Source organism: Neorhizobium alkalisoli, from assembly GCF_002968635.1.
In the GTDB taxonomy this organism is placed as follows: domain Bacteria; phylum Pseudomonadota; class Alphaproteobacteria; order Rhizobiales; family Rhizobiaceae; genus Neorhizobium; species Neorhizobium alkalisoli.
This window is the reverse complement of the sequence record NZ_PVBN01000003.1, coordinates 431247-453339: the sequence shown is the minus strand read 5'-3', so window position 1 is coordinate 453339 and position 22093 is coordinate 431247. Positions and strand designations below refer to the sequence as shown.

The following is a 22093-nucleotide window of genomic DNA, read 5'->3' as shown; positions in this document are numbered from 1 at the left end:
GCCATGGTCGAGAACGCACGCTCCATCAATATCGTCGCCAGCATCCTGCTGTTGATCGGCGTCGTCTACATTGTCGGACCGCTTTATCTGACGCTGTCCACCGCCTCGCAGTCCTACGAATTCATGCTGCGTAACGGGGTCGCCTGGTATCCCGGCAACCAACTGTTCGCCAACATGGGCAAGGTGATCACCGAGACGCGCATTCCCATCCAGATGCTCAACAGCCTGCTGGTCGCCTTCTTCAATGCCTTGGCCACCTGTGCGCTGTCCTTTCTGTCGGCCTATGCAATCGTCTATTTCCGCGTCCGCTGGGCCGGTTTGGTCTTCGCGCTGATCCTGGTGACGATCATGCTGCCGCTCGATATCCGCGTGATCACCACATACCAAGTGGCCTCCAACATATTCTCGCCGCTCAACGCGGTTCTGGATGTCACCGGCCTCAACGACGTAATCGCGAGCGTTTTCGGCACACCGGCTCATCTCGAACTCAGCGTACTCAACACGCATTTTGGCTTGATCGCGCCGCTTGTGGCGCATGGCACGGGCACGTTCCTTTTCCGGCAGTTTTTTCTGACGCTGCCCAAGGACCTGTTGAAGGCCGCACGCATGGATGGGGCGGGGCCGATCCGCTTCCTTTTCGACATCCTTCTGCCCCTGTCGCGCACCAGCGTCGCGTCGCTTTTCGTACTCACCTTCCTGAGCGGTTGGACGCAGTATCTCTGGCCGCTGGTCGGCGCTTCGACGCCTGACATGCAGACCGCCGTCGTCGGCCTCGCCCGCCTAGTACCGGATGCCGATGGCCAGGTTCCGGATTTCCCGATGATCATGGCTGGCGCCGTGCTCGTCTCCCTCGTCCCCCTGACGATGATTGCCCTTTTGCAGCGCTATCTCGTCCAGGGCCTCGTTCTTTCGGAGAAATGACGATGACCGCCACAGATACCCCCATGGGCACCGCCATCCGCGCTGCCGCGGCTGATATCAAGCTGAGCGCCGTCACCAAGGCGTATGACGCCAGGAACGTTGTCATACCGCCACTCGATGTCGAGCTTCGTGCCGGCGAATTCACCGTCGTGCTCGGCCCGTCTGGCTGCGGCAAGTCCACGCTTCTGCAGATGATCGCTGGGCTCGAAAGGGTCAGCGAAGGCAAAATTCTCATCGGCGGCCGGGAGGTGCAGGAACTCGAACCCAAACACCGCGGCTGCGCCATGGTATTCCAGAACTATGCGCTTTATCCGCATATGACCGTTGCCGAAAACATGGCTTACAGCCTGAAAGTGGCAGGCGTTTCCAAGGCGCAGCGGACCGAACGGGTTGCGAAGGTCGCGAAAATGCTCGGGCTTTCGGATCTTGTCGCTCGCAAGCCAGGGCAACTTTCCGGTGGTCAGCGCCAGCGCGTCGCAATCGGCCGCGCCATCATCCGCGAACCGGGCGTGCTCCTCTTCGACGAACCTCTCTCAAACCTTGACGCGCAGCTTCGGCACGATATGCGCGTTGAACTTGCCGACCTGCACCGCCGTATCGGGGCGACCAGCGTCTTCGTTACCCACGATCAGGTCGAGGCGATGACGCTCGCCGACCGCATTCTCATCCTCAACAAGGGACGTATCGAGCAGTTCGATACGCCGAAGGCGATCTACTATCAGCCTGCCTCCGTCTTCGTCGCCAAATTTATCGGGGCGCCGGCGATGAACATTCTGCGGGTTACCGGCGACGGAGACACGCTGCGGCTCTCAGATGGGCAGGTGGTTGCAAACTATGCGGGTCAAGGCAATTTTCAGCTCGGCATCCGGCCGGAAGACATAGTCATCGGTGCAGGCGGCCGGCTCAAGGCGGCGATCCGCTACCGCGAGGACCTCGGTTCCCATGAAATTATCGAAGCCGATCTCGCCGGCCAGCCTTTGCGCATCGCCACGCCATTCGGCGACGAAATGGACAAAACGTCCTCCTTCTCATTTGCTTTCCCACAGACGCGCCTTCACCTTTTCGACGCTGAAACCGGCCGCGCTATTCCCAATTCATTCCGACAGGCCGAAGCCGTTCGGCGATCGGCGAAGGAATACCAGTGAACTTCAGGGAATTTATCGCCGATCCTGGCCGTGACTGTGCCGTGGTTGCGCATCGGGGTCTTTGGCGGGGCGCGCCGGAAAACAGCCTTCTTGCAATCGAACGGGCGATCAGCGCCGGTCATGACGTGGTGGAGATCGACATAAGGCGCAGTGCCGATGGCGAACTTTTCCTGCTGCATGACGAGGCGCTTACCCGCATGACTGGTCTCGCTCATGCAGTGGAAGAATTGTCGTCGCAACAGCTGAAGGAGCTGCGCCTGCGCAACCGCGACGGTGGCGACGAAAATAGCTTCACCCAGGAACGAGTGCCGAGTCTCCGAGAGGTTTTCGACCTGACGCGCGACCGCATCTTCCTGCATCTCGACGTGAAGCAGCGCGCCGTCATCCCCGGTGTCGTCGCTCTCGCCAAGGGCATGGGCGTTGCCGGCCAGGTAGATTTCTGGGCCTCACTGAAGAGCGCCGAGGACCTCACCTGGATCCGCGAAACGATCGAGCCGCACGACGTTCTCTTCATGGCCAAGACACACCTCAACGTGCCGACTGCTGCATCCCAGATGGCACTTCTGTCCGAGCTTTCTCCTCCCGTCTGCGAGATCTATTTCGACCGTCTCGAGCAACTGTCTGCCGTCGATGGCCTCGTGCGTGAAAACGGCATGGCACTTTGGGTCAACACGCTCGATTCCGTCGCCTGCGCCGGTTTCACCGACATGGCCGCGCAGGCCGACCCGGACGCCGTCTGGGGCCGGCTGATCGACGCCGGCGTCTCCGTCATCCAGACGGACGAGGCGGCCGCTCTCAAATCCTATCTCGCGGCCCGCCGCACCTGAATCAATCAAAGGGAATGACAATGCACTACAAGGATTACATCGCCGATCCGGCACGGGATTGCGCCATCGTTGCCCATCGCGGCGCATGGCACGGGGCACCGGAAAACAGCCTTCTCGCAATCGAAAGGGCGATTGCTCTTGGTGTAAATATCGTCGAGCTCGACGTGCGCAAAAGTGCTGATGGCGAGCTTTTCCTGATGCATGACGATACGCTGCTGCGCATGGCCGGCATCGATCGTGATGCGGAAACCTTCACCATGGCCGAATTGCAGTCCATCGCCCTGCGGGAGGATGATGGCGGCGAGGACCGCAACGCGACGGACCAGCGCATCCCCACCCTAAAGCAGGCGCTCGAAATCATCCGCGGTCGCGTTTTCGCAGATCTCGACCTCAAAGATCGCGGCCTGTTTCCCGAAGTCGCCGCCTGCGCCCGCGAGATGAATGCCGCAGCCTATGTCGACCTCAAGACCCGCGTCATGACCCGCGAGGAACTCGACTGGGTTCGTGCCCAGGAGATCGAAGGCGTGCCCTTCATGGCAATGGCGCATTTTTCCAAAGAAGGAATTCGCGAAACCATGACGCTTCTCTCCGAGATCAAGCCGTTCATGTCCGAAATGCGCTTCGATCGGATCGAGACGATTGCCGGCAACAGGCAGCTTTTCAGCGATGCAGGCATGGCGCTCTGGATGAACACGTTGAACATGGCCGCCAGCGGCGAATGGCGGGATGAGACCGCGCTTGTCGACCCGGATCGTATTTGGGGCAGTTTGCTGGACGCCGGCATCAGCGTCTTCCAGACGGACGAGCCGGAAGCCTTGAAGGCTTATATCGAGGCGCGCCGCACATGAAGGCCGTCAGCGACGAACTCCTGGCTGGATTCATCGAAGATATGCGCATAGTTGCAGAGACAGAGATTCTGCCGCGTTTCCACGCCGTGAAGGCCGAAACGATCCGTGCGAAAACGGCGGCCGACGATATAGTCACGGACGCGGATATCGCCGCCGAACGCGTACTCGGCAACAGGTTGAGCGTGCGCCTACCGGGGATCACGATCGTCGGCGAGGAGGCCGTGTCGGACAATCCCTCGCTGTTGACGCGCCTTGCCGATGCCGACATTGCTGCCGTCATCGATCCGATTGACGGCACGTGGCACTTTGCTCACGGCACACCGATGTTCGGCAGCATTCTGGCCATCATCTCCGGCGGAGAAACGATTGCAGGCATCATCCATTACCCGGTCCTTGGTGACTGTCTTGTTGCGCGGTCGGGGCAGGGAGCCTGGCATCTCAGCGCTGATGGGACACAGACGCGCCTTTCCGTCGCTGGACCGACACCGATCGAGGAAATGCATGGGTTCATTCCGTTGCATATGTTCGAACCGGATCTGCAAGCAAAACTCGCGCCACGCATGACGCGCTTCGGACGTACCACGACCTGGCGCTGCTCTGCCTATGAATACCGGATGCTCGCAACCGGTGCGATGAGCTTCTGCCTCAACGAAAGCCTGAAGCCCTGGGACCACGCCGCCGGCGTACTGATCCATTCGGAGGCCGGTGGTTATGCAGCGGTGGTGGACGGTGAAATCTATCGGCCGACAATGACCGAAGGTCACCTCCTGTCGGCGCCGGATAAAGCGTCCTGGTTGGCCATACATGGTGCACTATCGGAGGCTAGAACATGAATACAGATCCAAACGGACTCTTGAATTTAGCTGGATATACGGCTGTCGGTACGCTCCCCTGGGTCTTTACGGCTGCAACCGTAACATTTTTGCCTCTGACCGGTCACCGTATTGGCGTATGCCTTAAGCCTGCGAGAAGCTTGATGGATAGCGCATTGAACTGCTGTTGCTCGGCCATCGTTAGTCCTGCCAATGCGAGGCGTTCGTTTTCGACATGCTTTGCGAGCATTGCATCGATCAACGAGGCCCCTTTCGGAGTCAGCGCCACCAGAGTGCCGCGTCGATCGGTCGGATGGCTTCGCCGCTCCACCAAACCCTCGCGCTCAAGTCGGTCGATGCGAGCCGTCATCCCTCCGGATGAGAGCATTGCGGACTCGTAAAGCCGGGTGGGGGTGAGTTCGTACGGCGCGCCTGAGCGACGCAGCGTTGCCAAGACGTCAAATTCGCCGCTTTGTAAGCCATGCTCCGCAAAAAATGGGGTGAGACGGTCACGCATGATGAGCAGCGTGATCTCGCCCAGGCGACCGAGCAGCTCCATCGGAAATGGATCAATGTCCGGACGCTCCCTCCGCCACTGTTCTGCCGCTGCCGCTGCGGGATCCAAATTGTCGATAGGCTCGTTCATATTGAATATCTCGACACTAAGCTTCTTTTCAAGTGAGTAGGGCCGCGGACCAGATTGGATAAACGTCCATGAACCACTCGCCAATGTATGAGCCCTTGGATCGCTCACGCGCCCTCCAATCCTGGAGCATTTAGTCTCGACCCCCGCCGTGATCGTACGGACTACGGCCGAGCGTTCGCATACCAGGCTTCATGTCGGCGGGGCATTGTCCCTGAAACGTTGCTTCGACTATTGAAGAAATCCTCTCATCTTTACCGTCAACTCCCGTGAACGAAGCGACAAACGCATACCGGTAGCGCGATTGGAAATCCCCGTCATACGTCACGGCGAGCTTTGTTTCGCCGGTCGTGGCTGTGCGGCAAGTCAATGTCAGCTCCCCGTTCGAGCGATCCGTCACGCTACGGGTTATCTCGCACTCATGCTCAAAGTCACTCCAGACATCAGTGCTCATAAAGTTGGTGTTTGTATCATCAACGCACAAACTTCCGTTGACAAAGGAATTATCCGGAGAGTCGAACGTCCACAGACCTGATTGTCGCTTTGGAAGGTCTGTAGCGTTTGCTGCCGCGGAGAGGCTGAACAGTGCCAGGACGCAGTAAGGAAGGATTTTCAATAGCATTTCAATTTGGTCCGTCGGTTTTTGAATGCTCCGCAAAACAGGGTGAGGCGGTCTCCGCTCTCTGCGGCGCTGTTTTACGAAACTGTTGATGCTTTCAACCACATCATATATCTCGACGTCAAGATTCTTAATAGCAAGATAGTGGCATATGTCGAGTTTCCAGACTGATCAACGTACAACGTATCAACCCACCCGCATTTCCAGCGCCCTTACGATAGTCGCGGTCGTTGCTGTTGCGCTGAACCTAAGGCCGGCTCTTGCCGCGATAGGCCCCGTTCTCGACCGCATCGAAGCAGCATCTGGCCTTACGTCCACCGGGACGGGCTTGCTCACGACCCTCCCGGTTTTTCTGATGGGCCTCGGCGCGCTCGCGGGCTCATCCCTCCAGCGGGGGATTGGGGAGCGACGCGGCATTGCGCTGGGGGCTGGCATCATCGCGCTTGCCTGCATTGCGCGGCTCTTCTGGTTTTCCAGTGTTGGGCTTCTCGCCAGTGCCGCGGTAAGCGGCATCGGTATAGCCGCCGTTCAGGCTTTGATGCCGGGGTTCATCAAGCGGGTCTTCCCGCTCGATGCAGGCCGTATCATGGGTCTGTACTCAACTGGCATCATGGGCGGCGCGACGTTGGCCGCCGCGTCGGCAGCTGGCCTTTCCCGCCACTTGGGTTGGGAAACGATGCTGGGATTGTGGGGAGTGCCTGCGCTTCTTGCGGTTGTTGTGTGGCATGTGTCACCCCCTTCGGAAGCGCACGGGGAAGGAGCGGTCTCCAGTGTCAATGCCGCGCCTCTTTGGCGCAGCGGCAGGGCTTGGCTTCTGCTCTTCTTCTTCGGTGTCGGCACAGGTGCCTACACGCTCGTGCTGGCGTGGCTGCCACCCTTCTATGTTGAGCTAGGCCGCAGCGAGGATACAGCAGGCTATCTGCTCGCGGGGCTCACGCTGATGGAGGTCGTAGCCGGCCTTGTTGTCTCAGCCGTGATCAATCGGTTTCCAGATCGGCGGGGGCCGCTTGCTGCCGCTCTTTTTGCCATTCTCGGAGGCTTGGTCTGTCTCGTCACCATGCCCCTGGCACTTGCCTTTCCGGCGATGCTCCTGCTTGGGCTGGGTATCGGCGCACTGTTTCCGCTTTCGTTGATCGTCACACTCGACCACGCCGAGGGACCTGTCCGTGCCGGCCAGCTCACCGCCTTCGTGCAAGGGGGCGGGTACATCATCGCCAGCATCATGCCCTTTGCCGCTGGTTGGCTGCGAAGCCATTCAGATAACCTGTCGCAGGCATGGGTCATGATGGCTGTCGGCATCGTGCTGCTCCTATTGCTCTCGCTGCGCTTCTCTCCGGAAAAGCGCATCGCTTGATTGCATTTGGCGGCAAGCGAGGTTGCAGTCATCGCTGAGCTCGTGGGTTGCAAAAATTCCCTTTTCATTTGATGGAGGGACCGGAAGTGCAAAAATACCGGCACAGCCGCATTGCCGACTACCATTGCCGAGGGCGCAGATGAGGCACGATAAACAGCGATTGAACTACGTCCTGCTCCTCATCGCGTGGTCAGGATTCGTGACCATCGCGCGCGCAACGACGCTCTCATTCCTTGCCATCAAGTTGCAGCAGTCATTCGGGCTCGGTCCCGCCATGATTGGTGCGCTTCTGGGGATAGGTCCCCTGGTGGGCGCCGTCGCGGCTCCCTTCGCAGGCTCGCTGTCGGACAGGGTAGGGCGCAAGACCGTGCTGACATTTACCCTGCTTTCCATGGCCCTTGCGCTAATCGGTATGGGATTGGCCGAAACCGTGCTGGCATTTTGCATTGCTCAGATCGCCGCTGCGGTGGCTCTTGCGATCTATGAGCCGATTTCACGCGCGCTGATGAGCGACGTCTGCCCCGAGCCGCTGCGTCTAAAGTATTTTTCGTGGCGTTATACGGCGACGAATGTCGGCTGGGCCATCGGGCCGCTGATTGGGATCGCAGCTGGGGCGGCATCCACCACTCTTTTCGTCATTGCAGGCGTTGTTTACGCGATGTTCGCGCTCATCCTGCACATGTTGCACGTTCCGATTCACCAAAGCGACGATATTTCCAAAGCACCCGCCTCCGCACCATTGCTTGAGAGCCTGAAGGCGGCGATCCGCGATCCACGGTTGGCATTCTTTGTTGGGGGCGGCACATTGCTGATTGCGGTTTATGGCCAATGGTCAGCGACACTCGCCCCGTACCTTACCGGAAATGTCGCCGGAGGCATGGAAATCTACGCCTACCTCGTTTCGATCAACGGTGCGGTTGTCCTGATTGGGAATCCGTTCGCCCGCAGGTTCATCGAACGCGCAGGCGCTCTCAACGGCCTTGTGATCGGCTGCACGCTGTTTGCCCTCGGCGAACTCGGTTTTCTCAGCGCCGCCGGCTTTTGGGGGCTGGCAATCTCGATGGCCGTTTTCACGATCGGAGAGATCCTCGTCGTGCCTTCGGAATATATGCTGGTCGATGGTATCTCGAATAATCGGAACAGAGGCAGCTACTTCGGCGCTCACTCGTTTTCAACGATCGGCAATTTCATTGGACCGACTCTGGGCGGTGCCATGCTTGGCGCTTTTGGCGGGGCTGGGATGTTCCTGCTCTTTGCCGGATTCGCGGCCGTCAGCGCAGTTCTGTTCGCCATCGGCACACATATGCCACCGCCGAAAGCAGCCGCCCTGCAACCCTCGGCAGGTTTGCCGGAAGCTGCAACCGGGCCATATTTGCGAGGCGCCTATCTTGTCGCATGAATTGTGCAGACTGGCTGAAACCTCCAGCGTTCGTCTGTGATCAGATGGATTGAACAGCGATCCGATTTCCTTCGCTGTCAGTGATTTCGGCGACAAACCCGCTTTTGCCAACTGGCGTCTTCGCAAAGAGTATTTCGCTTCCATGTTCCACAGCCTTGGCGAGGACAGCGTCGATGTCTTCGACGCTGAGATAGACGATCGCCCCATCCCGCGTTGGCACGTAAACGTCCCCTTGGGCGAGAGCTCCGCTGGCGCCGTCTTTTCCCTCCTCGAAAGGGAAGTAAGCCATCTTGTTATCGTGGATGCTCGCGACGTCTCCGAAGCTCACGCCGAACACAGCGTTGTAGAAACGCATCGCCCTTTCAAGATCGGTAACAGGTATCTCGACATGGGCAATCAGGTTCATTGACTATCTCTTTCCAAGGTCGCGGCTGATGCCGAGCGCTGGACTATTCAGGATTCGGAAGAATAGTTGCAGTGGATGGCACGCGTATCAAGGTCGCCAACCTCTTTGACCGGATGGGCCGCCCGACCCTCATCAAGAGCTCGTTTTAATATCCATTAGGTTCTTCATTCGCTCGACAATATTGTCGAGCACCATGATGCGTTGGGCACCAGATGGACGAATTGCGAAGTAAGATACTTCAATCCGCGGCTCGAAAGGCACGGCGACGACGTCTGTACCGGCCGCCCTTAGGCTGGTGTAGTCCACGATCCCGATGCCCATGCCAGCCGCCGCGAAGTAACAGCAATTCAGCATGGAGGTTTCCATCGTGCTGACCGGCTGATGCTCTTCGCGCGAAAAAGCTCTATCCAGAGAAAGACGCAGCGGCGAGTTTCTACCCGGGATAAGCACCCGCTCATTGATAAGGTCGACTGGCGTTATGACAGAACGCCCGGCGAGGCGATGACCGGCCGGCATGGCGGCGACGGCATGTGCGCTATGAAGCCGGGTCACATTCTTGTCGCCCATGTGCGGCGAACTAAACACGAAGCCGAGATCGTAGCGGTTCTTCTCGACCATGTCCCAGATGTGCCGGCTGTTCTCGACATCGATCACCAGTGGTATGTCCGGTCGATTGCCAACGACGTCGATGATCGCCTGGTGAAGATAGGGACGGACCAGCGATGTGACGCTCGCGATCCTCAACACGATGTTCTTGTGACGGCGGATATCGTCTGCGGCCTGGGCGATCTGGTCGAGGCCGAGATAAAGCCGCTCGACCTCCCGGAAGAGCTGCGTCGCTTCCGCTGTCGGCATAAGCCGGGTTCCGACCCGTTCGAATAGCCTGATCTCGACGATTTCCTCCAGGTCACGGATGAGGCGGCTGACGGCAGGCTGCGTGACGTTCATCGCCTCGGCGGCGGCGGTGATGCCGCCCGTCATCATCACGCTTCTGAAGGCTTCGACCTGTCGTGGTTTCAATCGCATCCGCTTGGGGCTCCCATAACATTAGGGCATGAATGGAATACCAAATGCAATTTTTCTTTTCTCAGCAGACGCTTTAATTGCATTTCCAATCCGCAGGGAGAGCGCGGATTTCGGAAACCCCGGAGGAGCTCCATCATGAAATTTCTTACGATCGCAGCCGCATTGGCAGCGTCAGTCTTTGCCGTACCGTTCGCAGTCCAGGCGAAAGATTTGACGGTCGGGCTGTCAGCCTCGACCACGTCCATGGATCCGCAGTTCTATGTCGTCGGCCCGAACAGCGCGATGGCGCGCAATATCTTCGACGGCCTCGTCAATCAGGATGCCAAGCAGCAGATCCAGCCGGCACTCGCCGCGTCCTGGAAGACGATCGACGATACGACCTGGGAGTTCAAGCTACGGCCGAACGTCAAGTTCCACGACGGCAGCGACTTCACGGCGGAAGATGTCGTGGCCAGTATCAAGCGCGTGCCGCTTGCCTCGAAGAACAGCCCGAGTTCGTTTGCGGCTTATGTGAAGGCGATCACGGAGATCACTGCCGTCGATCCGCTCACAGTCCGCATCAAGACGGACGGCCCGACGCCGCTCCTTCTGAACAACCTCAGCCGCATTGCTATCCTGCCGGCCGAGATGGAAAAGACGACGACCGAAGAGATGAATTCCGGCAAGGGCGTCATCGGCACCGGCCCGTTCAAGTTCGTCTCCTGGACGCCGGACGACAATGTCGTCGTCGCGAAGAATGATGCCTATTGGGGCGAGAAGGCCGTCTGGGACAAGGTGACGTTCCGCGTCTTCAAGAATGCCAGTGCCCGCGTCGCCGCCATGCTGTCCGGCGATGTCGATATGATCGAGAACATCCCGACTGCCGATACACGCAAGCTGCAGGCCTCTGACAAGCTGAAGGTCGTTAACGTCGCCGGCAACCGCATCATGTACCTGCACATGGACCAGGGCCGCGAGGAATCCCCCTTCGCCGAGGGAGCGGACGGCAAGAACCCGTTGCTGAAGCCGGACGTGCGCCGCGCGCTTTCGCTTTCGATCAATCGCGAGGCGCTGGTCGACCGTATCATGGACGGGCAGGGCGTGCCGGCCGGCCAGGTCGTTCCGGAAGGTTATTTCGGCTATGACCCGGCGGTCAAAGTCGATGCCTACGATCCGAACAAGGCGAAGGAGCTTCTGGCGAAAGCCGGCTATCCGGACGGCTTCTCGCTGACCTTCCACGCCTCGAACGACCGTTATCCGAACGACTCCAAGGTCGCGCAGGCGATCGGCCAGTTCTTCAGCCGCGTCGGCATCAAGACGGAAGTCGTGACGCTGCCGGGCAGCGTTTATTTCACCCGCGCTTCCAACCTGGAATTCAGCTTCATCATGGGCGGTGCTGCGGTCGAAACCGGTGAGGCCTCCGGCGTCCTCGGCCCGATCCTCGAGACCTATGGCGAGAAGGCGGGGCAGGGCAATCGCGGTCGGTATTCCAACCCGGAATTCGACAAGGCCCTGACCGAGGCTCGCGGTACGCTGGACGATGCCAAGCGCGAGGCGTTGCTGAAAAAGGCGACGGAAATCGCAATGACGGACCTCGGCGTCATTCCGGTCTTCTATCTCGCCAACACCTGGGCGGTGAATAACGACCTGTCCTATGAAGGACGTTCGGACGCCTATACGCTCCCCTATTACGTGAAGCAGAACTGATCCGGAAAGCGGTGGTCCGTCATGTCATTCAGCGGTGTTTTTCCCTATCTCGTTTCGCCGATCGATCGGTCGGGTGCGGTCGTGGAAGGCGTGTTGACCGACCTGGTGGATCATCTGATCGAGGCCGGTGTGCACGGCCTGGCGCCTCTCGGCAGCACTGGTGAATTTGCCTATCTCTCCCAAGAGCAGCGGCGTCACGTCGTCGACACGGTAATCTCGGCCAATCACGGCCGGGTGCCCGTTGTCGCCGGCGTGGCGTCTACGTCGGTGAGCGATGCCGTCGCTCAGACGGAATACATGGTCGAGGCGGGAGCCGACGGCATTCTTGCGATTCTCGAAGCCTATTTCCCGGTCAGCGACGAAGGCGTCGAGGCTTATTTCACCGCGATCGCCAAAGCGGCGAAGGGCCGGCCCGTCGTGCTCTACACCAACCCGCAGTTCCAGCGTTCGGACCTTTCTCTCCCGGTTATCGAGCGACTGAGCCGGGTCGAGAATATCCGTTACATCAAGGATGCCTCGACCAATACCGGGCGCCTTCTTTCCATCATCGAGCGGACCCGCGGACGGATGGAGGTGTTTGCAGCCTCCGCGCATATTCCGGTCTGCGTGATGATGATCGGCGGCGTCGGCTGGATGGCCGGTCCGGCCTGTATCGTGCCGCGCCAGAGCATCGCCCTTTATGAAGCCGCGAAGTCCGGTGACTGGGCGAAGGCGATGGACCTGCAGCGTCCGCTTTGGCGGGTCAACGAGATATTCGCGAAATATTCGATCGCCGCATGCATCAAGACGGCGCTCGAACTCCAGGGGTTTCCGGTCGGCGCGCCGATCGCGCCGCAGATGCCGCTCGGTGAAGCGGCCCGCACGGAAATCGGTGCGGTCCTGCGTGATGTCGGCGCGCTCTGAGCGCCGGCAGACGACCTGATTATGCAAAGGCAATTCGAAATGACCCCTATTCCGATCATCGTCGACTGCGATCCAGGGATCGATGACACGATCGCGCTTCTGACCGCTTTCGTTTCCCCGGAACTCGAAATCCTGGGCATCACCCCGGTTTGCGGTAACCAGCCGTTGGATCGTACCGTGCGTAACGCGCTGCAGGTCTGCGAACTCGGCGAACGGACGGATATTCCGGTCTTCGCCGGCTGTTTCCGGCCAATGTTTCGCGAGCCGATCCACGGCCAGTTCCACGGCACGACCGGGCTCGGCAATACCGTGCTGCCGGAGCCGGTTAAGACGGTCGAGAAGGCGTCGGCCGTCGACTTCCTGATCGATACGCTTACGGCCGCGGCGATCCTGCAGAAACGGATCACCATCTGCTGTCTCGGGCCGATGACCAATCTCGCCGTGGCGTTACGCATGAATCCGCAGATCGCTGACGGTATCGAGCGCATCGTGATGATGGGCGGGGCCTATCGCGAGCCCGGTAACCGGACGATGACGGCGGAATTCAACGTTCTGGCCGATCCGCACGCCGCGCATGTCGTCTTCTCGAGCGGCATCCCGATTGTTGCACTGGCGCTCGATGCGACCCATCAGGTCATGCTGAAGCCGGAGCATGTCGAACAGTTTTCCGCCGTCAGCGGCCGTATTTCCCAAACGCTTGCCGAACTCATGGCGTTCTGGGACCGCAACGACGTGCGCCGCTACGGCTCGCGCGGCGGCCCGCTGCACGACCCACTGGTTATCGCGTACCTGTTGGCGCCGCAGCTTTTCCAGACCGAACGCGCCCGCGTCTTCGTCGAGCACGAGAGCGAGCTCTGCATGGGTCAGACCGTCGCCGACTGGTATGGCAAGAGCGGCCTGGAGCCTAACGCGGATATCGTCACCAAGGTGGATGCGGAACGCGTGATCGCCTTTTTCCTGGAGCGTCTGTCGCGTTACGCCGAAAAGGCCGTCGCATGAGCCGCGCCCGGATCATCATCGATGCGGATCCCGGCCTGGATGATGCTGCAGCCATCCTGATGGCGCTGGCGTCGCCTGAGATCGATGTGCTCGGTCTCTCGATCGTGGCCGGCAACGTATCGCTGAAAGATACCGTAACCAATGCCTGCAAGCTCGTCGGGATTTCGGGTCGTACGGATGTGGCAGTCCATGCGGGTGCTGCCGGACCGCTGGTGCGCGACCAGGTCTTTGGCAAGTATGCGAAGATCGGCTCGTTCAGCGACGAGTTCGTCGCCCGTGGTGGCATAGTGCCATCGGAAGAACACGCGGTGCGCTTCATCATCCGCAAGGCGCGCGAGGCGGCAGAAGCCGGGGATTCGATCACCATCTGCGCCATCGGACCGATGACCAATATCGCACTCGCGCTCGTCCAGCACCCGGATGTCGCGCGAGGTATCCGGCAGATCGTCTCCATGAGCGGGGCGTTTACGGCACTTGGCCATCGCACGCCCTGGGCGGAATTCAACGTGCTTGCGGACCCGCATGCAGCCGAGATCGTCTATCGTTCAGGCATCCCGATCGTGGTGATGCCGCTCGACATGACCTTTCAGGCGCTGTTCACCGCCGAGCATTTCAAGAGCTTCGGCGATCGCGGCGGTGTCGCCGGCGGGGCGCTCTTCAATCTCTTCTCAACCTTCGATCGAAGCGATGTCGCACGCTTCGGACGGCCCGGCGGGCCGATCCATGATGCGACGACGATCGCCTGGCTGATCAGGCCGGAACTCTTCATCAGCCGCAAGGCTACGGTCGGCACTCAGGTAACCGGTCTCACCATGGGTTATACCTATGCCGATTTCCACCAAAAGATGGGCCGGGCTCCGAACGCCATCGTCGTGACCGATGTCGACGAGGCCGGGTTCATCAATCTGCTGATCGAGCGCATCTCGCTTTACGGAAGTTCTGCGTCCGATCCGAAACGCCGGGAGGCTTAAATCTATGAGCGGATATCTCTTGAGCCGATCGATCCAGACGGTCCTGACCCTGTTGGTGATGTCGGTCCTCGTCTTTGTAGGCCTCTATCTCGTCGGCAACCCGGTCGACGTGCTGCTGAGCCCGACGGCGACGCCGGCCGAACGCCTGCAGGTTATCCAGTCCTTCGGGCTGGATAAGCCGGTTTGGGAACAGTACGGGCTGTTTCTCACCCGTGCGCTGTCCGGCGATCTCGGCAATTCCTTCGTCTTCAACCAGCCGGCGCTGACGCTGATCCTCAACCGCATGCCGGCGACGCTGGAACTGGCTTTCGTGGCGCTGCTGATCGGTCTCGTCTTCGGAATTCCGCTCGGCATCTATGCCGGTCTGAAACCGAAGAGCCTCGTCTCCAAGTCGGTCATGACCTTCTCCATCCTCGGCTTCAGCCTGCCGACATTCTGGATTGGCCTCGTCATGGTCATGCTGTTCAGCGTCAAGCTCGGCTGGCTACCGGCGTCTGGGCGAGGTGATACCGTCCCGATCTTCGGAGTGCCGCTCAGCCTTTTCACGCTGGATGGGCTTTCGCATCTGCTGCTGCCGGCCTTCAATCTGGCGCTTTTCAAGATCTCGCTGATCATCCGACTGACACGCGCGGGCGTGCTCGAAACCATGCAGCTCGATTTCGTGCGGTTCGCTCGCGCCAAGGGCCTGCCCGAGCGCCGCATCGTGCGCGTGCACGTGCTGAAGAACACGCTGATTCCGCTGATCACCGTGATCGGCCTGGAGCTCGGTTCGCTGATCGCCTTCGCCGTCGTTACCGAAACCATTTTCGCTTGGCCGGGCATGGGCAAGCTCATCATCGACGCCATCGCCGTACTCGATCGCCCCGTCATCCTCGCCTACCTGATGATCACCGTCGTGATGTTCAGCATCATCAACCTCCTCGTCGATATCCTCTACTCGATCGTCGACCCGCGCGTTCGTCTTGAAGGGAATTCGTGATGAGCCACGATACCAATTCCGCAACGTCCGTTCATGGCGGCGGCCCGGCCCGGCGTTCCCGCTCGCCGTTTCGCCAGATGATCACGGCTCTTCTGCATGACAAGCTGGCGCTCATCGGCATTGTTATGGTGTCGATCTTCATTCTTGCCGCGGTCTTCTCGCCGTTGACCGCGCCGCAGGACCCTTACGACCTGTCGCAACTCGACATCCTCGACGGCCGCCTACCGCCCGGTTCCACCAGCGTGAACGGCATGGTCTACCTGATCGGCACCGACGACCAGGGCCGCGATCTGCTGAGCGCCATTCTCTATGGCCTACGCACAAGTATCCTGGTCGGCATTTCCAGCGCGGCGATCGCTCTGGTGATCGGCGCCTCGATCGGCCTCGTCAGCGCCTATGCCGGCGGTCGGCTGGACTCCTTCCTGATGCGCGTCGTCGACATCCAGCTGAGCTTCCCGGCGATCCTGATCGCGCTGATCTTCCTCGCCATCCTGGGACAGGGGGTCGACAAGATCATCCTGGCGTTGATCGTCACCCAATGGGCCTATTACGCCCGCACGATCCGCGGATCGGCGCTGGTGGAACGCAAGCGCGCGTATGTGGATGCGGCCCGCTCCATGGCGCTACCGGACAGGAGCATCCTCTTCCGGCATATCCTGCCGAACTGCCTGCCGCCGCTGATCGTCGTCGCCACCATGCGCGTCGCTTATGCGATCATGCTGGAAGCGACGCTCTCCTTCCTCGGTATCGGTTTGCCGGTCACCGAGCCGTCGCTCGGCCTTCTGATCTCCAACGGGTTCGAATACCTGCTTTCCGGTGATTACTGGATCAGCTTCTTCCCCGGCCTCGTCCTTCTGTTGCTCATCGTCGCGATCAACCTGATTGGTGACGAGCTTCGCGACATCCTCAATCCGCGGCGGGAAGGCTGATACATGACCACGCCAATCCTTTCGATTTCCAATCTCAGCACCTCGTTCCGAGTTGGCGGCGAATGGCGCAATGTCGTGCACGACGTCTCCTTCGATATCGGCCCGAAGGAGACCGTCGCGGTGGTCGGCGAATCCGGCTCCGGCAAGAGTGTCACTGCCATGTCGATCATGCGCCTGCTTTCGCCGGGCAATTCTCGCGTCACCGGCCGGATCGACTTCGAGGGCAAGAACCTGCTCGATCTGCCGCTCGAACAGATGCAATCCATCCGCGGCAACCGCATCGGCATGATCTTCCAGGAGCCGATGACGAGCCTCAATCCGGTACTGAGGATCGGCCAGCAGATCACCGAGGTCCTCGTTCATCATCGCGGCATGTCGCAGTCACAGGCGGAAGCCGAGGCGGTTCGGCTTCTCGAAAAGGTTCGCATTCCATCGGCGAAATCCCGCCTCAACGAATATCCGATGAACTTTTCCGGTGGCATGCGCCAGCGTGTCGTGATCGCCATTGCACTCGCCTGCGATCCGAAGCTGCTGATCGCGGACGAGCCGACAACGGCGCTCGATGTGACGATCCAGGCGCAGATCTTGGAACTCATCAAGACGTTGCAGGACGAGGAGGGCATGTCCGTCCTCTTCATCACTCACGACATGGGCGTGGTCGCAGAGATCTCCGACCGGACGGTCGTCATGTACCGCGGCGATGCGGTCGAGACGGGTACGACGCAGGAAATCTTTGCCGGCGCCAAGCACCCCTATACGCGGGCGCTGCTTTCCGCCGTGCCGCAGCTGGGCTCGATGACCGGCCTTGACCGGCCGCTGCGCTTCCCGCAGGTCGACATGGCAAGCGGTGAACTCCAGCCGGTCAAGCCGACGGCGGATACGGTGAAGCGCGATGTGGGGCCGATCCTCAAGGTCGACAAACTGGTGACTCGTTTCGACATCAAGAAGGGTTTCCTGCGCAGCACGATCGGCCGTATCCACGCCGTGGAAGGCGTTTCGCTTGAACTGAAGCAGGGTGAGACCCTGTCGCTCGTTGGGGAATCCGGCTGCGGCAAGTCGACCACCGGCCGTTCCATCATCCGTCTGACGGATGCACGATCCGGAACGATCGAGATCGATGGCAAGAATGTGTTGAGCGCCGGCAAATCCCAGCTCGCAGGCATCCGCCGGGAAGCGCAGATGATCTTCCAGGATCCGTTCGAAAGTCTCAATCCGCGGATCCGCATCGGTGATGCGATCGCTGAGCCGATCGTTACGCACGGGCTGGCCGGCGTGGCCGAAGCGAAGGAGCGGGTGGGCGAACTGCTGGAACGTGTCGGCCTTTCGGCATCGATGGCGGACCGCTTCCCGCACGAATTTTCCGGTGGTCAGCGCCAGCGCGTCTGCATCGCCCGTGCGCTGGCACTGGAACCAAAGCTGATCATCGCGGACGAATCCGTTTCCGCGCTCGACGTGTCGGTGAAGGCGCAGGTCATCAATCTGATGCTCGACCTGCAGGAAAAGTATGGTCTCGGCTATTTGTTCATCAGTCACGACATGGCGGTGGTCGAGCGGATCAGCCACCGCGTTGCGGTGATGTATCTCGGTGAAATCGTCGAGATCGGTCCACGCCAGGCCGTATTCGAGAACCCGCAGCACGATTATACGAAGCGTCTGATGGCAGCAGTACCGATCGCCGATCCGTCGCGCCGCCAGACGCGCCGGATTTCGAACGACGAGATCAAAAGCCCATTCCGTGCGGCCAACTACGCGCCGCCCAAGCGCTCCTATGAGCAGGCCGGTGAAGGTCATTTCTTCCAGCTTGCCTGAGGAAGTTCGCGATATTCATCACGTTCGGCTGGACCGCCTGAGGATATGCCACAGCTCGAGCCGCGTGGCTTGCAAACGCCTTTCGCATGGACGTGAGTGACAACGGCGCCTGGGAGCGATGAATGTCCGCATTTGCCCCGCCTTGGACAGCGCTTCCCGAGACTCGGGGGCTACTCGAAGCTCCACGCTTACCGCTGGTATCCAAAGTCTCGGGACGGAATTAAGGCAATCAGGGCAAATAAGACGAGATAGTCCGGCAATAAATTAAATAAGTTTAATATGACACTTTGACGCATAGGAGTTAACTTGATCTTCAGGTTGGTATTGCCGGCGGTATTCACCGCGACGCGACAGTATAGACAGCCTATATGAAGCTTGTTTACAATCTCATAAGGAGATATGTGATGCGCTCGCTTATTAATACCCATACCGTTATTGTCGCTCTCGCCCTGTCAACTTTTGCCGGTGGAGGAGCCTATGCAAAGCAGCTTGGTCATGCCCTGCCTGCCAGTAACGTCAGCATCATGTACATAGAACCCGAGGCCGATCAGCCCTATATGCCGGATGCCGCTTCAAACCCTTCCAAGGCGGACATTCTCGCCGCGCAGCAAGAAATACGCACGGATGCGGCTCTGCGGGCCACGCTCGTTCAACACAATGTGGAGCTTAACAACGTCGTGGATATCGGTGTTGCAGCAGATGGAAGCAGGACCGTCTACGTCCGTTGACAATACTAAAGAAAAGCAGGCCTCACCCAGTCGGCCTGCTTTTCTTTGGAGTGCCGTATCAGATTTAACCACCCGGCCTCCGAGGAGGTCGGCGATCTGCCTGGCCAGCTCCTGGGCCAATTCGCCTCCAGACTTCCCCGTCGTATCTTCTGACAGCCCGCGGAGCTTTTCGACCAGCTTGTCATCAGTGGCCCCGACGACGTCCTGATTGCCGATCGTCGTTACGACCCTGCCGCCGCCGACAATGTCTAGGTGGTTCTCGCGCGAACGTCCGCGGCCCACTCGCCACAAACCAAACCGCATAAACATGCGGCGTGGCGCCTCCATTCTCACCTGGTCGCTCGGCTGCCTGGTATGAGCCGGAGGCTGGTTTCGTCCGGAGCAACGGTAGGCGCTAGGGTGCCGCCGCCCCTTTGAAGTATCGGGAAACCGTCCTGCTCCAATCCGAGCAAACCCGTGAATGACAAGTGAGCCAGTGGCGGAACAAAGGGTTCGGTTGGATGTTTGCCATTTCAACCGAATAGGATTCCAACATGCGAGCGTTTTCCGCCATAACCTTGATTTGCGCCACGTGTCTTTCTTCGAACGTGTCCGCTTCGGAGGAGGACTTCTTGAAGTCGATCGAAGGTCAGTGGGCGGGCGGCGGCGAGGTCCTGACCAAGATCGGCGGAAACAAGGTAGACGTCTCGTGTAGGATGCAATCCGACGCTGAATCCTCCAATTTCTCGATGAACGGCACATGCCGAGCTCTAGCCGTCGTCACGCGCAGCTTCAAAGCGAGCGTCAAGGCATCCGGGGACTCTTATTCCGGAAACTATGTCGGAGTGTCCGGAAAACCCTCCACGCTCGCGGGTAGCCGAGACGGGAACACCATTAATCTCAACGTCACCTGGGCGAATACCATCTACGGGGATCGCAAAGCGAAAATGACGATAGAGAAGGTGGGAGAAGACGGGCTTCGAATTCGCACGATTGATCAAGATCCCGCATCGGGCAAGTCGATCGTCACAACTCAGTTAGACTTGCAGCGACGTTGAGTGGTTCTCTAGGGCGCCGCCTAACGCCCATCTAGTCCGCGACTACCAGGGAACTGGAAACAGACGTCGAAGCCTACTGCTTGAATTGGCTTGTGGAGGAAGTTTCCATCTCGATCAACACCGCCGCCGCTGGGGGCAACGCCAGCCTGATGACGATCGGGTGATTTCCTTAGGCGTGCGTGTGGCGTTGTCACGCAACAGGCAGGCCGGCTCGGCCCGGGTCATTCTGTGGGAGGTCAGGGCCACGAGGGCGATGCCGACAAGTGAGGCCATCAACCCTGTGGCCTTTCTCACGGCACTTCTGGCGGGAGATGCTGACATATTGAGCAGCGGTTACGCCACAGGATGAGTCATTTTTGAAGTTTTTTGCAAATTATTTTTCATGTCTCGACTTACGGTTCTGCGAACTTTCTAAATTATACAAGCTCCTGGAGGCGATAGGCTATCGAGGCGGTGCTCAGATTTAAGTCCAAAACGCCTTCATATTTCGAAATGCCTAAATAGCAAGCAGATCGCCCCAAGTTTCCTCGTAATCCCGGCTTTGCAAAATAAGTTTCATCGCTACTCTACTGGCATGTAGTTCTTTGATGAGACATGTCATGATCGCCTCGACTTCCCTGCTCCAAAATGTATCGCCCCGGGCCGAATTGCGCTTCGAGCGTCTGCTCGATGGCTTTAAACCTTCTTTCGAGTTCGAGCCGGTCGGCCCTTTGCCGGAAACCGAATTTGTGGATCGGCTCAGACGTATCCGGCGCGAGGCCGTTGTTGCTGGCCACGACGTGATCCTCATCCACGCAGACTCTATCGGGTCGTATAAGGTCTCGAATTCCTATTTGCGCTATGTCTGTGATTGGGCGCGTGAAGGCGTGCTGGTCGTGCCGACGGATGACGACAAGCCGCTGACCATGTTCTCCATCTTCAGCAGTTCCGTCCTGCTGCCGCCTGCAGGCGAACCGGTTCTGGTCGAGGATATCTGGCAGGTCGGCACCTGGGGTCGGGAAACCTATAACCGCCCTGGCAAGACCATCGACAAAGTCGTGGAGGCTGTAGCCTCCTTCCTGGAGCGCGAAGGCTTTTCAATCGCGCAGGTCGGAGTGATCGGCGACGCGACCTCGGCGCCTTACTGGAGTGGATTGAAGGCACGGCTGCCGAAAAATTCCTTCGTCAGGAGCGAGGGGATCATCGACCGCATGCAGAAGATCCGATCGCCGCGCGAACAGGCTGTCGTCCGGTCCGCGGCCCAGCTCGCCGATATCGGCATTCAGGCTGCCTATCACGTCATCAAGCCAGGCGTCACGGACTACGAAATCTATGCTGCCTTCACCTATGCCCAGATGTCGCGCGGTGGTGAAACGGGTGACGGTTACCAGATCGGCATCAACCGGTACGGCACCCATTGCGGGAAGCCCTACGGCCACGTGGTGCGTGATGGTGATCTGATTAACCTCTATATTTCGGCGGTTATCTACCAGGGATATACCGCCCAGATTGCCCGAATGATCGCCGTTGGCGATATCACGGACAAGCAGGAAGAAGTCCTGCAGATGTGCGTGGAGGGCGTGGAAAAGGCCGCCGCGCTGGTCCAGCCCGGGCGGCTTGTCTCGGACATCGCCAACGCCTCGTTCGAACCCTATCTCGCTCGTGGTTATCTCACGTCCGCCGACAGCCGGACCATGCCCTATAACTGGGTTTCTGAAGACGACGGCACGCCGAGACTCATCCCGCGCAGGCATGTCGTGGATGAGGATTGGGAACGTCAAGGTCGCAAGCTGATGCACGTCTATCCCGCGACACTTGGACCCCACAATCCGAATGTCGGGCATTCGGTCTCGATGCAGAAGTTCGCCAACTACAACATCCAGTCCAACAACCACGACAGGCTTGCAGAGGGTATGACCTTCGTCCTGCATGCGCAGTGGTTGGAGCCGGAGGTGGCCGGCTGCAACGTCGGCGATTGTTATCTCGTCACCGCCGACGGCGCCGAGAACCTGAGCTGCCATACGCCGCTTGCGCCCCACCGCGTCAAGGCAGGCTGACGATCAGACCCACAAT

The 22093-nt window shown here is 59.4% G+C and carries 20 protein-coding genes; 17 read left to right on the top strand and 3 right to left on the bottom strand.

The annotated features are described in order from the left end of the window. Positions 1-3 precede the first annotated feature (3 nt). Genes C5L13_RS09495 through C5L13_RS09475 form a run of 5 tightly spaced genes read left to right on the top strand, consistent with a single transcriptional unit; the run spans position 4 to position 4574 of the window. Positions 4-921, top strand: coding sequence for an ABC transporter permease subunit (locus C5L13_RS09495; protein ID WP_105383018.1), 918 nt, complete (start codon positions 4-6; stop codon positions 919-921). A 2-nt stretch (positions 922-923) separates the two neighbouring features. Then, positions 924-2066 (top strand): ABC transporter ATP-binding protein, encoded by a 1143-nt coding sequence (locus tag C5L13_RS09490; RefSeq protein WP_105383017.1) that lies wholly within the window; start codon positions 924-926, stop codon positions 2064-2066. Continuing rightward, positions 2063-2893 (top strand): glycerophosphodiester phosphodiesterase family protein, encoded by an 831-nt coding sequence (locus C5L13_RS09485; RefSeq protein ID WP_105383016.1) that lies wholly within the window; start codon positions 2063-2065, stop codon positions 2891-2893. Before C5L13_RS09490 ends, C5L13_RS09485 begins: the two co-directional genes overlap by 4 nt. A gap of 20 nt (positions 2894-2913) precedes the next feature. Next, positions 2914-3741 carry a glycerophosphodiester phosphodiesterase family protein gene (locus C5L13_RS09480; RefSeq protein ID WP_105383015.1) on the top strand — a complete coding sequence of 276 codons (828 nt, stop codon included), beginning with the start codon at positions 2914-2916 and terminating at the stop codon, positions 3739-3741. Further along, on the top strand, positions 3738-4574 hold the full coding sequence (locus C5L13_RS09475) for an inositol monophosphatase family protein (protein WP_105383014.1): 837 nt from the start codon (positions 3738-3740) through the stop codon (positions 4572-4574). Before C5L13_RS09480 ends, C5L13_RS09475 begins: the two co-directional genes overlap by 4 nt. 103 nt (positions 4575-4677) lie before the next feature. On the opposite strand, the gene C5L13_RS09470 is transcribed toward C5L13_RS09475, so the two are convergent. Beyond that, positions 4678-5307 carry a MarR family winged helix-turn-helix transcriptional regulator gene (locus C5L13_RS09470; RefSeq protein ID WP_342588165.1) on the bottom strand — a complete coding sequence of 210 codons (630 nt, stop codon included), beginning with the start codon at positions 5305-5307 and terminating at the stop codon, positions 4678-4680. Between the two features lie 659 nt (positions 5308-5966). On the opposite strand from C5L13_RS09470, the gene C5L13_RS09460 reads away from it, so the two are divergent. Continuing rightward, positions 5967-7169 carry an MFS transporter gene (locus C5L13_RS09460; RefSeq protein WP_205836819.1) on the top strand — a complete coding sequence of 401 codons (1203 nt, stop codon included), beginning with the start codon at positions 5967-5969 and terminating at the stop codon, positions 7167-7169. Positions 7170-7308: 139 nt separating this feature from the next. Continuing rightward, positions 7309-8568 carry an MFS transporter gene (locus tag C5L13_RS09455; protein WP_105383011.1) on the top strand — a complete coding sequence of 420 codons (1260 nt, stop codon included), beginning with the start codon at positions 7309-7311 and terminating at the stop codon, positions 8566-8568. Between the two features lie 40 nt (positions 8569-8608). On the opposite strand, the gene C5L13_RS09450 is transcribed toward C5L13_RS09455, so the two are convergent. Together C5L13_RS09450 and C5L13_RS09445 are read right to left on the bottom strand one after the other, a co-directional pair. Further along, entirely contained in the window at positions 8609-8974 is a 366-nt protein-coding gene (locus C5L13_RS09450; protein WP_105383010.1) for a VOC family protein, read from the bottom strand. Positions 8975-9106: 132 nt separating this feature from the next. After that, positions 9107-10000, bottom strand: coding sequence for a LysR substrate-binding domain-containing protein (locus C5L13_RS09445; RefSeq protein ID WP_105383009.1), 894 nt, complete (start codon positions 9998-10000; stop codon positions 9107-9109). Between the two features lie 135 nt (positions 10001-10135). Here C5L13_RS09445 and C5L13_RS09440 point away from each other — a divergent pair, with 135 nt between their 5' ends. The 10 genes from C5L13_RS09440 to C5L13_RS09390 all read left to right on the top strand — a co-directional run bounded on the left by C5L13_RS09440 (position 10136) and on the right by C5L13_RS09390 (position 22077). Next, the gene (locus C5L13_RS09440) at positions 10136-11686 is read left to right on the top strand and encodes an ABC transporter substrate-binding protein (protein WP_105383008.1); all 1551 of its coding nucleotides are present in this window, start codon (positions 10136-10138) and stop codon (positions 11684-11686) included. A gap of 21 nt (positions 11687-11707) precedes the next feature. Further along, positions 11708-12589, top strand: a complete 882-nt coding sequence (locus C5L13_RS09435; protein WP_105383007.1) for a dihydrodipicolinate synthase family protein — start codon at positions 11708-11710, stop codon at positions 12587-12589. A gap of 39 nt (positions 12590-12628) precedes the next feature. Then, positions 12629-13588: a nucleoside hydrolase gene (locus tag C5L13_RS09430; RefSeq protein WP_105383148.1), complete on the top strand. Its 960-nt coding sequence runs from the start codon at positions 12629-12631 to the stop codon at positions 13586-13588. After that, complete coding sequence (locus tag C5L13_RS09425) at positions 13585-14559, top strand: nucleoside hydrolase (RefSeq protein WP_105383006.1); 975 nt, start codon at positions 13585-13587, stop codon at positions 14557-14559. Before C5L13_RS09430 ends, C5L13_RS09425 begins: the two co-directional genes overlap by 4 nt. A gap of 4 nt (positions 14560-14563) precedes the next feature. Further along, on the top strand, positions 14564-15538 hold the full coding sequence (locus tag C5L13_RS09420) for an ABC transporter permease (RefSeq protein ID WP_105383005.1): 975 nt from the start codon (positions 14564-14566) through the stop codon (positions 15536-15538). Next, on the top strand, positions 15538-16467 hold the full coding sequence (locus tag C5L13_RS09415; RefSeq protein WP_105383004.1) for an ABC transporter permease: 930 nt from the start codon (positions 15538-15540) through the stop codon (positions 16465-16467). Before C5L13_RS09420 ends, C5L13_RS09415 begins: the two co-directional genes overlap by 1 nt. A 3-nt stretch (positions 16468-16470) precedes the next feature. Continuing rightward, complete coding sequence (locus C5L13_RS09410; protein ID WP_105383003.1) at positions 16471-18276, top strand: ABC transporter ATP-binding protein; 1806 nt, start codon at positions 16471-16473, stop codon at positions 18274-18276. A gap of 404 nt (positions 18277-18680) precedes the next feature. Next, a complete protein-coding gene (locus C5L13_RS28715) occupies positions 18681-19004 on the top strand; it encodes a hypothetical protein (RefSeq protein ID WP_158693422.1) in 324 nt (107 codons plus the stop codon). A 611-nt stretch (positions 19005-19615) separates the two neighbouring features. After that, complete coding sequence (locus C5L13_RS09400; RefSeq protein WP_342588164.1) at positions 19616-20041, top strand: hypothetical protein; 426 nt, start codon at positions 19616-19618, stop codon at positions 20039-20041. A 599-nt stretch (positions 20042-20640) separates the two neighbouring features. Next, a complete protein-coding gene (locus C5L13_RS09390; protein WP_245571186.1) occupies positions 20641-22077 on the top strand; it encodes a M24 family metallopeptidase in 1437 nt (478 codons plus the stop codon). Positions 22078-22093 lie beyond the last annotated feature (16 nt).

What these genes read in the sequence shown, in the direction of transcription:
- C5L13_RS09490 (WP_105383017.1), top strand. Translation starts at nt 924, where the DNA reads ATGACCGCCACAGATACCCCCATGGGCACCGCCATCCGCGCTGCCGCG.
- C5L13_RS28715 (WP_158693422.1), top strand. Translation starts at nt 18,681, where the DNA reads ATGCGCTCGCTTATTAATACCCATACCGTTATTGTCGCTCTCGCCCTG.
- C5L13_RS09450 (WP_105383010.1), bottom strand. Translation starts at nt 8,974, where the DNA reads ATGAACCTGATTGCCCATGTCGAGATACCTGTTACCGATCTTGAAAGG.
- C5L13_RS09390 (WP_245571186.1), top strand. Translation starts at nt 20,641, where the DNA reads ATGATCGCCTCGACTTCCCTGCTCCAAAATGTATCGCCCCGGGCCGAA.
- C5L13_RS09420 (WP_105383005.1), top strand. Translation starts at nt 14,564, where the DNA reads ATGAGCGGATATCTCTTGAGCCGATCGATCCAGACGGTCCTGACCCTG.
- C5L13_RS09445 (WP_105383009.1), bottom strand. Translation starts at nt 10,000, where the DNA reads ATGCGATTGAAACCACGACAGGTCGAAGCCTTCAGAAGCGTGATGATG.
- C5L13_RS09430 (WP_105383148.1), top strand. Translation starts at nt 12,629, where the DNA reads ATGACCCCTATTCCGATCATCGTCGACTGCGATCCAGGGATCGATGAC.
- C5L13_RS09435 (WP_105383007.1), top strand. Translation starts at nt 11,708, where the DNA reads ATGTCATTCAGCGGTGTTTTTCCCTATCTCGTTTCGCCGATCGATCGG.
- C5L13_RS09460 (WP_205836819.1), top strand. Translation starts at nt 5,967, where the DNA reads ATGTCGAGTTTCCAGACTGATCAACGTACAACGTATCAACCCACCCGC.
- C5L13_RS09495 (WP_105383018.1), top strand. Translation starts at nt 4, where the DNA reads ATGGTCGAGAACGCACGCTCCATCAATATCGTCGCCAGCATCCTGCTG.
- C5L13_RS09415 (WP_105383004.1), top strand. Translation starts at nt 15,538, where the DNA reads ATGAGCCACGATACCAATTCCGCAACGTCCGTTCATGGCGGCGGCCCG.
- C5L13_RS09440 (WP_105383008.1), top strand. Translation starts at nt 10,136, where the DNA reads ATGAAATTTCTTACGATCGCAGCCGCATTGGCAGCGTCAGTCTTTGCC.
- C5L13_RS09480 (WP_105383015.1), top strand. Translation starts at nt 2,914, where the DNA reads ATGCACTACAAGGATTACATCGCCGATCCGGCACGGGATTGCGCCATC.
- C5L13_RS09455 (WP_105383011.1), top strand. Translation starts at nt 7,309, where the DNA reads ATGAGGCACGATAAACAGCGATTGAACTACGTCCTGCTCCTCATCGCG.
- C5L13_RS09410 (WP_105383003.1), top strand. Translation starts at nt 16,471, where the DNA reads ATGACCACGCCAATCCTTTCGATTTCCAATCTCAGCACCTCGTTCCGA.
- C5L13_RS09475 (WP_105383014.1), top strand. Translation starts at nt 3,738, where the DNA reads ATGAAGGCCGTCAGCGACGAACTCCTGGCTGGATTCATCGAAGATATG.
- C5L13_RS09425 (WP_105383006.1), top strand. Translation starts at nt 13,585, where the DNA reads ATGAGCCGCGCCCGGATCATCATCGATGCGGATCCCGGCCTGGATGAT.